Origin of the sequence: Candidatus Aegiribacteria sp., from assembly GCA_021108005.1 — a bacterium.
GTDB lineage: Bacteria > Fermentibacterota > Fermentibacteria > Fermentibacterales > JCC-6 > Aegiribacteria.
Map to the genome: position 1 here is coordinate 1 of JAIORS010000151.1, position 12,364 is coordinate 12,364.

At 46.1% G+C, this 12,364-nt stretch carries 15 protein-coding genes; 3 read left to right on the forward strand and 12 right to left on the reverse strand.

Annotated elements, in window-relative coordinates:
- Positions 1-53 precede the first annotated feature (53 nt).
- The 4 genes from K8S15_09095 to K8S15_09110 all read right to left on the reverse strand — a co-directional run bounded on the left by K8S15_09095 (position 54) and on the right by K8S15_09110 (position 3,655).
- Positions 54-266 (reverse strand): hypothetical protein, encoded by a 213-nt coding sequence (locus K8S15_09095; protein ID MCD4776187.1) that lies wholly within the window; start codon positions 264-266, stop codon positions 54-56.
- Positions 267-379: 113 nt separating this feature from the next.
- The gene (locus K8S15_09100) at positions 380-2,146 is read right to left on the reverse strand and encodes a diguanylate cyclase (protein ID MCD4776188.1); all 1,767 of its coding nucleotides are present in this window, start codon (positions 2,144-2,146) and stop codon (positions 380-382) included.
- Between the two features lie 394 nt (positions 2,147-2,540).
- Positions 2,541-3,332, reverse strand: a complete 792-nt coding sequence (locus tag K8S15_09105) for an SUMF1/EgtB/PvdO family nonheme iron enzyme (protein ID MCD4776189.1) — start codon at positions 3,330-3,332, stop codon at positions 2,541-2,543.
- Positions 3,333-3,460: 128 nt separating this feature from the next.
- Positions 3,461-3,655: a hypothetical protein gene (locus K8S15_09110; protein ID MCD4776190.1), complete on the reverse strand. Its 195-nt coding sequence runs from the start codon at positions 3,653-3,655 to the stop codon at positions 3,461-3,463.
- Positions 3,656-3,934: 279 nt separating this feature from the next.
- Between K8S15_09110 and K8S15_09115 the strand changes: the two genes are divergently transcribed.
- Both K8S15_09115 and K8S15_09120 read left to right on the forward strand, forming a co-directional pair.
- Entirely contained in the window at positions 3,935-4,996 is a 1,062-nt protein-coding gene (locus tag K8S15_09115; GenBank protein MCD4776191.1) for a chromosome condensation regulator, read from the forward strand.
- Positions 4,997-5,305, forward strand: coding sequence for an adenylate/guanylate cyclase domain-containing protein (locus K8S15_09120; protein MCD4776192.1), 309 nt, complete (start codon positions 4,997-4,999; stop codon positions 5,303-5,305). It abuts the gene before it with no gap.
- Between the two features lie 187 nt (positions 5,306-5,492).
- Here the strand turns inward: K8S15_09120 and K8S15_09125 are convergent, their stop codons facing one another.
- Positions 5,493-5,999 carry an L-2-amino-thiazoline-4-carboxylic acid hydrolase gene (locus tag K8S15_09125; GenBank protein ID MCD4776193.1) on the reverse strand — a complete coding sequence of 169 codons (507 nt, stop codon included), beginning with the start codon at positions 5,997-5,999 and terminating at the stop codon, positions 5,493-5,495.
- A 231-nt stretch (positions 6,000-6,230) separates the two neighbouring features.
- Between K8S15_09125 and K8S15_09130 the strand changes: the two genes are divergently transcribed.
- The gene (locus K8S15_09130; protein MCD4776194.1) at positions 6,231-6,410 is read left to right on the forward strand and encodes a hypothetical protein; all 180 of its coding nucleotides are present in this window, start codon (positions 6,231-6,233) and stop codon (positions 6,408-6,410) included.
- Positions 6,411-6,489: 79 nt separating this feature from the next.
- Here the strand turns inward: K8S15_09130 and K8S15_09135 are convergent, their stop codons facing one another.
- The 7 genes from K8S15_09135 to K8S15_09165 form a co-directional block, all read right to left on the reverse strand.
- On the reverse strand, positions 6,490-6,867 hold the full coding sequence (locus tag K8S15_09135; GenBank protein ID MCD4776195.1) for a hypothetical protein: 378 nt from the start codon (positions 6,865-6,867) through the stop codon (positions 6,490-6,492).
- Entirely contained in the window at positions 6,867-7,334 is a 468-nt protein-coding gene (locus tag K8S15_09140; protein MCD4776196.1) for a hypothetical protein, read from the reverse strand. The genes K8S15_09135 and K8S15_09140 overlap by 1 nt, the downstream gene beginning before the upstream one ends.
- Positions 7,335-7,700: 366 nt before the next feature.
- Positions 7,701-9,035, reverse strand: a complete 1,335-nt coding sequence (locus tag K8S15_09145; GenBank protein MCD4776197.1) for a DUF445 domain-containing protein — start codon at positions 9,033-9,035, stop codon at positions 7,701-7,703.
- A 109-nt stretch (positions 9,036-9,144) separates the two neighbouring features.
- The gene (locus tag K8S15_09150; protein MCD4776198.1) at positions 9,145-9,819 is read right to left on the reverse strand and encodes a hypothetical protein; all 675 of its coding nucleotides are present in this window, start codon (positions 9,817-9,819) and stop codon (positions 9,145-9,147) included.
- Between the two features lie 7 nt (positions 9,820-9,826).
- The gene (locus tag K8S15_09155; GenBank protein MCD4776199.1) at positions 9,827-10,537 is read right to left on the reverse strand and encodes a hypothetical protein; all 711 of its coding nucleotides are present in this window, start codon (positions 10,535-10,537) and stop codon (positions 9,827-9,829) included.
- A gap of 389 nt (positions 10,538-10,926) precedes the next feature.
- Complete coding sequence (locus K8S15_09160; GenBank protein MCD4776200.1) at positions 10,927-11,766, reverse strand: nucleotidyl transferase AbiEii/AbiGii toxin family protein; 840 nt, start codon at positions 11,764-11,766, stop codon at positions 10,927-10,929.
- Positions 11,763-12,364 (reverse strand): type IV toxin-antitoxin system AbiEi family antitoxin (locus tag K8S15_09165; GenBank protein ID MCD4776201.1); only part of this gene is annotated, 602 nt, incomplete at its 5' end. The genes K8S15_09165 and K8S15_09160, both read right to left, overlap by 4 nt.

Below are 12,364 nucleotides of genomic sequence, written 5' to 3' on the forward strand. Positions count from 1 at the left end.
AAGAAAAGAAACGAGAATTATCACTACCATCATCTTTAGCAATTTTGCCCTCCCTATAGCTGGAGTTTCTTCAGCCACTTGAATGTACATCGAAGTGCCAAGAAGGAAAAGCGGTCAATCACTCGTGAGTTTCCGATAATCCCGTAGTAGTTGTAGTATCCTCGTAATCGACGATTCAACCCTCTGAAGAATTCCTTTCCCCTTTGGTGACGATTACACTTGATCCAATCCTTGATACGATGGCAGGCTGGTCTGTCAGAACGGATTTCTTTTCAGGAAGGGATGGTGAAATTTTCTCTGGTGAACCTGTAATCATTCAGAGGTAGGATGAGTTCTTCTTTAGAGCTGATCTCAATTTATGAAAAACAACTTTCCCGCTTCATGACTGAATATTCACAGTGTTCTTGCCTGTGCGTTTACCCCGGTAAAGGGCAGTATCGGCCAGTTGAATAGCATCCTCTACAGGGATTACTCCTCCCTCCGAAACCCCGAATGTCATGGTCAGATTGATAGAAGTCTTATTACAGATAAAGGGAGTGTTTTCTATCAGGGCCTTTGTTTTTTTCGCAACTTTTACCGCGCTGTGAAGCGATGTTTCGGGAAGAAGGAGGAGGAATTCCTCACCGCCCCATCTTGCGGTAATATCCTGATTTCTCAGAGTCTTTTCCAGTCGCTTCGAAACCTCCACCAGTATTTCATCACCGCAGGCATGGCCGTAACGGTCGTTCACCTGTTTGAAGTCATCTATGTCCGCCATGATAAGCCCGAAGCTTCTGCCGGTTCTGGTTGAACGGGTCTGTTCAGCGGCAAGGCTGTTCATCATTGCCCTTCTGTTCGCAAGTCCGGTAAGAGTATCGATCTGCGACAGCTTCTCGACCCGGGAATAAGCATCAGCCAGTTCTCTGTTTACTCTGATTCTAAAGCGTACATTACGGTAAACCAGAACAAGCGATATACCTGTAAACATCAGCCCCGCCACAGCTCCTACCATCATCCTTCTCTGTACTGTTCTTTCTCTTCTGAGAAGTTCGATTTCCCGTTCTTTTGCTTCAGTTTCATAGCGGACTCTGAGGATGTCAATTTCACGGACACGCTGTTCTGAAAGAAGTTCCACGCTGAGTTTCTGAAAGACCAGATTTGTTTCAAGAGCTTTTTCGTATTCCTCCCTGTGCCTGTAGATGAGAGCTCTTTCCTTCAGAATATCCGCACGGCTTCTTCGATCTTCCAGCTGCCAGGCGAGCTGTTCTGCCCGCTGGGACTGATCGAGAGCTTCAGTGAAATTTCCCTGTAGCCTTCCCAGTTCGAGCAGTTTTACCATCGATATGAGGACACCTCTTTTTCGATCCTGCTTCTCTGCGATAATCATAGATCTATTGAAATGGTCTTCAGCCGCATCCAGTTCATCCCTGGCCATATAAACCGATCCGACGCTGTTCAGAGCCATCGAGGTAAGATAACTGTCACCGCTTTCCTCAGCTTCTTTCAGAGCATGTCTGTAAACATCAAGTGCTTTCTCAAGTCGACCCTGAGAATGAAAAATATTTCCTGTGTTGTACAGAATTCCTGGGATACCTGCAGTGAAGCCCTCGCGAACGTAAATCGAGTGACATCGCCGGTAATAATCCAGCGAAGCTTCAAGGTCACCGGAATCTCTGAGTACATTACCGATAGTTGCCATAAGATGTCCGCAGTTGATCTTTGCCTGAGGTGACCCATCCTTCTCTGCGGTTTTCTCAAAAATACTCAGTGAGTTCAGGTAATGTTTCAACGAGAGATTGAGATTGTTTACGTAGAACTGCACATCTCCCAGTCTGCGAAGACAGCGGCCCTGCTGAATTGGATCGCCCAGCACTTTAAAGATATCCAGAGATGATGCGTAATTCTCCAGAGCAGCACGATACTCACCACCTGTCCTGGCCGCTTCACCAAGCCCGAACAGTGCAGATGCCTGTCCTCTGCGATACCCGAGTTTTTTGGAAAGTTCAAGGACCTCGGAGCTGATTTTGTGACTCCGGTCCTTGTCGCTCTTCAAAACAAGTGCTGCAAGCTCAATCAGGAGGTCTGCCCTGGATTTGCCCTCAGACTTCTCAAGAAGAATTTCCACCTCATTGATGGACAGCGGTTCTGTTTTCCGAGCGGTTTTCATTCGATGTTCACCCATATCTTGGAACCTTGTTTAACAAAGGGATTCTCTATTCTTCGATTGAAAAAATCATAATACTCACCAGGTTTCCAGTCAATCTGTTACTTCTTCATAACCACGAGCATATCGTCTCTTGGGATATACGAAGCTACAATACCAAAGAAGAGTATTACCAGAAGACCGGAGCGATGCAGCTGGTTGAAACGGAGAACAGTCTTTTGAAACAGTGAATATTTCTTCTGGTGAATCTATACCATCCCGGTGCTTGGTGGTGGAGCTGATCTCACTTTGCTAAAACAGCTTTCAATTGGATTAAATTTGGATTTCACCATTATTATGTGGTGATCCGCATTTCGGTTTCGCGAGGATCAGGTGCAGAGAATGCGGAGCTGAGTATCTAAGAGCCTTTTCCTGCAAATGTCGCGGTTTTTGCCCTTCCTGCTCGAAGAGGAAGTCGTTGGACTTTGCAATCTCCCTCGAGTATTCTTTCTCTGAGTGATCGGGCTTGAGACCAATAAGTGAATAGAGAATCTATCTCCAGTGCCATTTCGATATCTGACAGCGCCGGTTCCAGCTGACCCATCTCGTAGTAGAGGGTTCCTCGGGCGAACCATGGTTCGGGCACATCCGGATGGAGCTCTATCTCAACGCTGAAATCGGCCAAGGTTTCCTCATACCTTCCAAAGAATAGCATTGCAATTCCCCTCAGATGATGAGCCATAAAGTAAGTTGTATCCAGCTCGATAGTCCTGTCATAATCAGGTATTGCTCCCTGGTGGTCCCTGACTGTACCGCATAGCGTTGCACGAGTGAAATACAAGTACGGATTGGCCGGGTCCAGTCGAATCGCTTCGGTATAATCCAGCTCCGCCTGGGAATAGTCTCCCATGTACCTGCTTCCGTCCGCCGGTGTACCCTTAAGTGTTGGATGGTACCAGTCCGAGCACCACTCCTTGACGTTACCGTTCATGTCGAACAGCCCCCAGGGATTCGGATATCTTGTAGCCACCGGCTGGGTTCCGTTCTCGTCCGCGTGGGGCTCCTGCCAATGATCCTCATTCGCGTTTCCCCTGAACCAGCAGAAATCCCCTGCTGGGATCGTAACGAATTCCATTCCGGGAAGGGGTCCGTCAAGTACTTCGAGCTGCTCACCCGTAACCGGCAGGACAATGATTAATGCGATCAGCAAGATGAGGCTGCGAAACAATATGGCTCCTTTCAATGAAATCTTCCGAGATTAAGGGAAACCAGTGATCGTACTATATAGTGAATACCCCTGCTAACTGCATACTGCTGCTACCGAGATATGGAGAACACTTAAACGGTATACATCTTCTCCAGCGCTCCACAACGATAATCCCAGCAGAGTTCATTCAGAATAGTTGATTCAAGTTTCTTGTCTTCAGTATTCTGCAGCAGTTCCAGCCCCTGTTCACCGAATTCAATTACTTTTTCCGGTTTGATTTCCCTTAAAGCTATGGTCAGGTCAGCGAGAATTCTGATTCGATCCAACCCGCTTGTTCCAGAGAGTTTTTTAGCAGGATCTCAGGATCTGCTTTTTTGGATATTTCAGTCACATAAACCTCTAAATTAAGATATTCCAGAGCAGAAATACTGATCAGAAATTTGTGCTTCTTTACAGATACTAACTTTGATGGATTCGTATGGCAATGCTTGTCATCGATGTGATTGATGCTGTGTCTGGAGGAAAAATGATGTTCCGGGAAGGATAGAAAATCCAAATTCCTATTGTTTGAGGGAACTTTAATAACAATATTGAATAGTTGGAAATTGAGTTTCCTGTTGATACTAAGGGTTTCACTTATGGATGGAGGTGCCGGTATGATGTGGTGCTCAAAACTTGCATCTTACATCTCTCTTGTTCTATTTTCGGTTCTTGCAGGAGCATCGCATGCTCAGGAGGACGGCTCAATAGTGGCCTGGGGAGACAACAGCTCAGGTCAGTGTACTGTCCCATCGCCCAACAAGGGATTCGTTGCTATAGCTGCCGGCAGTGCCTTTTGTCTGGGCCTGAAAGAAGACGGCTCGATAGTGGCATGGGGAGACAACAGCTCGGGTCAGTGTACTGTCCCATCGCCCAATACGGGATTCGTTGCTATAGCTGCCGGCGGTGCTTTTTGTCTGGGCCTGAAAGAAGACGGCTCAATAGTGGTCTGGGGAAATGATTACTGCGGCCAGTGTGATGTTCCCTCGCCCAACACGGGATTCGTCGCCGTAGCTGCTGGCTCTGCTCACAGCCTTGGGTTGATAGAAGACGGCTCGATAGTGACCTGGGGGTATAACTACTTCGGTCAATGCGATGTCCCCGCGCCTAACACTAACTTCGTGGATATGGCAGGTGGATACTACCATAGTCTGGGTCTGAAAGAAGACGGCTCGATAGTAGCATGGGGGTATAACTACGCAGGCCAATGCAATGTCCCCGCGCCTAACACTCACTTTGTTAATATGGCAGGTGGAGGTGAGCACAGCCTGGGTTTGAAAGAAGACGGCTCGATAGTAGCATGGGGGGATAACAGCGAAGGCCAATGCAATGTCCCCGCGCCAAATACTGGTTTTGTGAATGTGAGAAGTGGGCTTGACCACAGCCTGGGGCTGAAAGAAGACGGCTCGATAGTAGCATGGGGAGATAACAGCGCAGGCCAATGCGACATCCCCGACTCCAATACGGTATTCGTGAACGCAGCAGGTGGATATTACCACAATCTGGGGCAAGTATCATGGATTCCAAGCCCGGTAAGGGCATCTTTGAACAGCTCCTCCCTGCTCTGCCCGTCAAGTTCAGACCACATTTTCACGGCGGATTCAAGGGACTTGCCGCTGCTCCATTGAATGAGCAGGGATCCAACCTTAGAATCGTCTACTCCAATCCATGTGGGTCTCTCCCTCAACACAGGGGAGGTCGCAGCTGGATGCCTGGGTAATGAGCGGAGAATGGATTACACCGTTCTCGGTGATACTATAAATACGGCTTCACGTCTCGAGGAGATTGCTGAGCCCGACCAAATAGTTATGGGACCAGAGACTGCATCTGCGGTCGCTGGAGTTGTTAATATCCGCGAGATAAGATCTTTCAAACTCAGGGGCAAGAAGGAACCGATGAAAGTGTTTGAAGTCCTTTACCAGGTTCACTGTGATTGACAGTTATGACCAAGACAAACTATCCTGGTCATGAAAGGAAATACAGGCAGTTCAAAATAGTAGGAACTATCAATATGTAACCCATGTACCTGCAAAGGATGTGACAGAGAGAGAAGAAAGTATATCTTGCCGAGTTCTATAGAGGAGCCTGAATGATATTTCTTTATACAAGCTGAAAAAAACGGGGCTATTCTTCCCAAATCCAACGATGATTGCAATATTTGTCCCCATGCATCAATGTCCTGGAACGAGTCATTCGGATATTTTCATTAAAAGCCTGACAGCCGGCAAAATCTGTGTGGCAGAGAGTGGCGTATCCTATATCCGAAGCACCGTTCTCACGAAAAGTCTTTGCCCAAAGGCACTCTGTAACTTTGATCTCAAGAACTCTATCTGTGTCTTCAACAATATCAAAAGTTAAGACGTGCTTCATTAAGCGACTAGGATTTCTTACCCACTCTTTAAAGGATGTGAAATCGTTCAGCCGGTTCTCTGTTTTACCCTGTAATATGTCTTCTGAAGCTGTTTCGGATGAGATTCTCTTCAGGATTTCTATGAAATTATCTTTTTCAAATTCCCCTGCAAGACCCTGTATAATGGAGATGAACCTCTGAAAGGAAAAATCAAATACTTCCTGAAAAGTCATCTCTGAATCCTGCATAAATTTGTGTTTATCAGAATTCTTAGTGTTCATCAGTCAACTCCCTGCGTATCAAAATTAGAGGTTGTCAATCCTGCCAAATTATAATGCTCACAAGTCGATTATGGTATATTCGGGAAGTTCCGGAGAAGCTACTTCATCCGGACTGGGTCGCTCAAGATTCTCTCCGGCTGTGTCGATCCACTAGCTCCTGAGGCTGCAAGAAGAACTCGTGATCCGGTTAAGCCCGCAGAGACATCTGACTCCGGCAAGAAAAAGAAGATTATGAAACTAAGCACAGATGGTTTTCAATTGCACAGTCTGTCCACCCTGCTGACAGATCTCGGAACATTATGTAACAACAAATGCAGGATGGATGAATTCGCCGCGGCGGATGTAACAATAAATCGTTTTACCGAGGCTACGCCCTTCCAGGAAAGGGTAGTCCAATTACTGGATTTGTAGACAGTAACTTGAAGTTCAGAATCGTTCTATCTATCCATACCCCATGAATATAGATATGAAATACCCTAGAAACTACAGTCTAGTTATTCGGCCGTCGCTTTGAATCCTCCCCGGCAAACCTCATCATCGCTTCTTCTGCGCTGGCGCGATCTTCTTCTGTGCCGTTCATCCTGAAACTGCGCTCCTCGCAGCAATCCCCGCAATAGCTGACCTCATAAGAAACAAGATCAAACTCCCTCCCGGTACTTGTATTGGTAACTGAAAGCTCCTCCACCAGGCCCCTGTAAAGTATTATCCCGTTCTCATCTCGAAGCACATATTTCCAGGTTCGTTCGCTGGAACTGGTACTGAACTCTCCCTTCTCACTATTCATGCTGCTTCTTAACATGGGATGGTTATCAAGATCTATATTAACTCTCCCGGAGTCAATATGGAAGCCGGTGAACATGTTCAGCATTACTCCTGAAAAGGGGGCTTCAGCATAGCTTCCCAGGCGCTCGAGAAAATACCTGGATCAGCAATACCATTTTCTGTAGCCCAGAACTGGAGCAGATCATCATCGAAGAACAATATCAGATGAGGCAGTACTTCACCGTGGTCATTCCCGGTTCCCTGTTTAACGAGACCGCTTCCGTCACTCATTCCCAACCTTGCCCTTGCGCCTGAAAGAGCTGCATCCGCGGTTGATTCACTGCCGCCAACATTAAGTGATCTGATCTGATAAACCCATGCGGTAACATCACCGTCACCAAAGGCGACATAGAGTGGGTCACCACAGAGAACTATCACTTCTTCCTTTGTCATGTTCGGTGTAAGCTGCATTGTTTCATCCGTGTTAATAAACGGCACATTGAACTTGCTGCCGCAGCCTGTGAAAACCACTGCCAGCAGACTGATGGTAATTATGATGAAGATATTTTTCATTCTGAACCTCCTTTTGAATTTCTATCAGGATTCGAGTCTTCGTGAATTCTTTCCGCACACTTCGCTTTGTGTGACAGAACAAGCAGCTTAGCACAGATCAGCACAGTTAGAACAAATATCACCGGGATCATTGCATCTCCTTCCGCATTCATTTGTTTATCAGGTCAATACATTATGCAAGATAGGTGCCAGCATGATACCGACAGGTATTGAGAAGATATACTAATGTATGATATTTACTTACGAAATTGACTCAGTTAATCGAAACTATAATACCGAGGAATCAGTACTAATATTCTGAGCGGTCGCTCAATATTTGACACAAAGGTGCATTTTTTTCTGAAGCATAGCCGGTCAGAAGCAAGGTTATGAATGAATTTTACTGCTCGATCTGGTCAGTGACCTCTCAATTCCCCAGAGAGCAACGAATGCTGCAGGTATGCCCAGGATGAACCATTGATTGATAAGCGTCAGGCCGGCTATCATGCCAAGAAGTCCGCCGAATAATTCTATGCCGCAGAGATTCTCTCCGCTGACTTTTGTAATCAGGTCTTCGAGCTGTTTCAACTCGAACTCATTAACCTTGTTCTGGACGATCTCCTTTATTTCAACCTTCTCCGCGAACTCAAGCATTACAGTACCAGCTGTTTTTCTGAAGTCATCTGAATGAATTTTCTCTTCAGCGGTATCTTTGAGTTTTCCAATAACTGAATCTATCTGCACTTCAAGCCAGTTCCAGAATGATTCGGACTCAAGGTATTCAATGATCTTAGTTCTGGCAGTATTCACGCCTTCTGTTTTTATCCATTCGTCCAGACGCTGTTTCTGCTCTTCAAAGAATGCTGAGAACCGTTCTTTTACTGCAGGATCATCACCCATAGCTGATATTGAGCTGATATTCTGTTCTATTACATCCATTATATCCCGGAGGAAAGAAGGCTTGTTAACCTTCTCCATCAGCTCTTTTCTGATCATTTCATTGTCGATGCCGAAAAGCCCTTTACCAAGTTTCAGAGCATTCTTGACAAGGAAGTTCTGATCATTAATCCATTCCTCCAGCATATTGTTCACATAGAGTGCGATAGTGGATGCGTTCTTCTCAACAAGGTTCTTTATGATCATTGTCAGAAGATGTACTGCTTCAGGTTTTTCCAGTTCCTGTTCTATTGCGCTTCTGACATATTCCCAGACTTTCTCAGAAGAGAGTTTTTCAGATGAATAATTCTTTATGAGCTGCGCTGCCTTTGCGAGAAGCTTACCTGCCTGCTCCACTCCCCTGGTCTGGATGTATCTGCCGATTGCGTTGATTATCTTAGTTCTGTTGGAAGGATCATCTATCCAGCTATGGGCATACTCAAGTAATCCCTGAGCTGTTTTCCCGACCAGGTTGTTTTCTTCAATGTATCCGAGAATGGCTTCAGCATCAAGAAGTTCTTCCGATACTGCTGCAGCAATCGCTTCGGCAATATCATCTCTTCTTGCGGGGATAAGCCCCTGTCTTCCGAAGGCAGTTCTATAATAGGGACGGAACAGCATTTTTATGGCAAAATAGTTTGTCCAGATACCAACAGTTCCGGAGAGACTAATCTTGAATACCCAGTCCAGCCACGAAGTATCATTGTAGAAATGAAGAAGCATTCCTGATATCGCAGTAAGCGATGGAAGCGCAATTATTGCTATCTTTCTACCGATTCTGATCATATGACTCTCACTTCCCCGGGCTTTGAAGCGACTGATGGTAAACTCAGATTCTGGATTCAATAATAAGACTGTTTGCAACCACTAACAACTTTCATTCACTTGCATCTCCCTAACTGGAGTCATCGTAATTACCTGTATTCTGCAGGAACAGATCGCCTGTCCAGTCTATGAAATCTGAAGCGAGCTTCATGTGGTGTTTAGATGATACGCTGAACTCTTTTTGTTTCAGAAGCTGATCTAGTTCAATGTATTTTTTTAATCTGAACGATCGAGCAATATCGAAACTCTCCCTGAAGGAATTCGATCTGATGAATTCATCTACGTATCCCAGGACATGGACCCACTGTCTTAAGGTAGTTGAGTGATCGAAAGCAAATCGGGATGTTCTGTTGTAGAGTTCTTTGAATTTGATAATCCCTGTAGAATCAGCAACTCCCGATGCTATTGTGTTATCCAAGAAATCAAGCAATCTGAGTCCTGAATCTCTCAGATAGCATCCGCTTTCCTGCAGCTGTTCCCTGATATCGTAAACGCTCATGTCGACAAATCCTCTGCTTTCAGTCAGCATATCAGGCATATTCCGGTATCTGAAATAGATGATAGCTTCCAGCGGTGAATCAAATCTGTAATTTTCAAAGAGAGTATCATCTTCAATACGAACAAGAAATAATTCCGGTGTGATATCAGAAGCCTTGAATGAGGATGTATTCCTCCAGTATTCAATATAATCCTCTTTTCTCATCATACATGTATCGATTCCGTAGCGAGCAGAGTTATTAAGCATAGGTATCTCATTTACCGTTCACATCTACAAAAACCTTGTGAATTCGCTTTGTAAGCTCTCCTGCGCAATTGGTCAGGCCAAGATGATCATCCTGTTTCAAGAGGGAATTTCTCCATCCGGCTTCATCCTCCGGGCAGTTGCTGAAGTTCGAATCAGGTCTTTTGTCACCGGTGAAATAGATGAAAAGAAGTCTTGCCGGGATATTGTGCTTGTTCAGGAAATGCAGAACAGCAAGCCTGTTAGCATACTGATAATATTCCTTGAACCAGTTGCAGGAATCGGTAATCTTAAGGGCTTCTGCGGTTTCAGCGAGAGCTTTGCTGATGATATCAATGCTTTGCTCCGATGTTGCTCCGCAATCGGTTTTCAATTCATCAATGTGTGCTTTCGCCTCGACAAGAAGCCACTCTCCCCCCCCATCGGGCATTATCAGTTTTGCTATCGCATCCCAGCTGTGGGGGGTTCCCTGCTGGGGCCAGAAGTCACTCCAGGCTTCGAGGGCATTATTTTCATTGTCATTGCCGTTTTTCAGGAAATCAAGCCCGGTAAGCTCAAAGTCCCTTCCTCTTTTGCCTTTGAAATCGAAATCAAGCCATTCGATGTCCTTCAATTCCAACCGTGATTTGATCTTTTGCTTGAGATATTCTCGATGATATCCCAACATTCTGAGCAGATGCCATGCGCTCCCGTAATAGTGTCCATAATACAATTCTCTCATATAGCTCCTTTCATTTATGCTATCTGTTTGAGTTGCATTAATCATTTGTGCATATCCGTTGCCAATATTTAAAAGTGTTTTATTCCGGCATAACGGCATTGTATATGATCTTTGTTTAATGAAATATGTCAAATACTGAGTGTATGCTCATTATTTGCTGAGTAATACAGGTGTTACTTGTTTCCTTTGAATAAAAGGATGATCCTTTTTATGACCGACTGCTCTTCATCGGCTGCATTCACCAGCAATTCTCTGTTGAGACTGATCCCTTTCCGAATATTGAAGCCTATCTACCGCAGTCCGTTTTCAATGAAACCTCCTGGATCCTGAGAGATAGCCAGATTCGAAGAACCTTATGTTGTCTCTCTATCACCATTCCTCATTCATATCTAATACCGGATTTTACGGCTTTTTAGTTCGGTTCCCTTCCAGGGCTTGCCGGGCAGCTTCGCTATCAACTCGTCCTGCACAGTATTTGCAGCCATAACCGGGTCGTATTCGACATCTACGGGGATCAGTAGCCGAATGTCCTCAAGGAAGCTGTTGCTCAAGAGTTTTGCTGACAAATTGGCCTCGAACTCTGCGCGAGAGACGGCAAGGCCACCATGGGACATGTAGCATTGAAAACAATCTATGATTCGATCGGCTTTGAACTCCCCGGCATCCAGTGCCATCCATAGATCATAGAGATCGCGTCCTTTCCTGCGCTGATAAAGGGCTCGGAGCTTGGTGGCAAGAAGCTCTTCGGGGTGGTAAATCGAGATCCCGGCGGTTCCTGTGAACCATGGGTTTACGACTGTGAATGGGCAGATTTGGGTGCCAAGTACTGAAAAGTGCTCCCTGGTATTTATCTCGACCTTCAACCGTCTTGTAGATATTGGAGCGAAAGATGTCTCATAGTTGTAGTATAGAGTGAAACGCCCCTTACTCTGCTTCCATGTCGGGCAGCCGAGCCATGAATCAAGAGCTTCGCGTATAGTACCGATAAGCTCACCAATCGGTCCCGGATCTTTTTGAACGAGATCAATGTCCTCCGAATAGCGGCCTGCTTTACTGAAAATTAGCTTATGAAGTGCTGTTCCACCACGAAAAAGTACCTGCTCGGTCACAATCCGGTGGGTGAACATTTCAACCAGTACACGGGAGATCACCAGGTCTTGTTCAACTTGTTCGTTAGCAGGCCATGGCGCGATTGTTCGCCATGCAGTGATGTTCGCGCGGGGGATCAAATGTCCACCTCTATTTCCACATTGGGTAAAACTCTCCACCGATGATCTGGAATAACATCGGTATGCCCACCCCCCGGAAGCAGGAGCACAACCCTCGGTTGCCGCGGAACCAGCCACTTGAACAGAGGTGCAGCTATTTCACCGTGCCCCACCGCATCCAGCATATACCCGAGGCGTTGAACATCCGGAAGCCGGACAAGCGGAGCGATTGCAATAAGCGCATCGGCAGTAAGGCGAACAGCAAGTTCGTAAAGCACAGTAGCTGCATTGCTTAAATACCCGGAGCCAGCCGGATAGCGCACCAGATCAAATGCAGTAGTCTCGGGAGTGGCAACGCGCATTGTTCCTGTCTCGGTCTGCAGCTGTACTACCGGGAACTGTTCCACACGACTGCTCATCGAAAAGTGGATAGTAACCCTGCCGACGCGTATCTCGCGGGTTGGCCTGCTGGTAACTACCTGGAACACCATAGGCTGCTGGTGAGCTGCCCCGTGAATAGCAGCCGCACTCAAGAGTCCTACGTAGTAAGGCTGACCGAGATAAAGCATGAGGTCATCGATAAACCAACTCGCCGGTGGTGATCCAACGGCTCTGTACT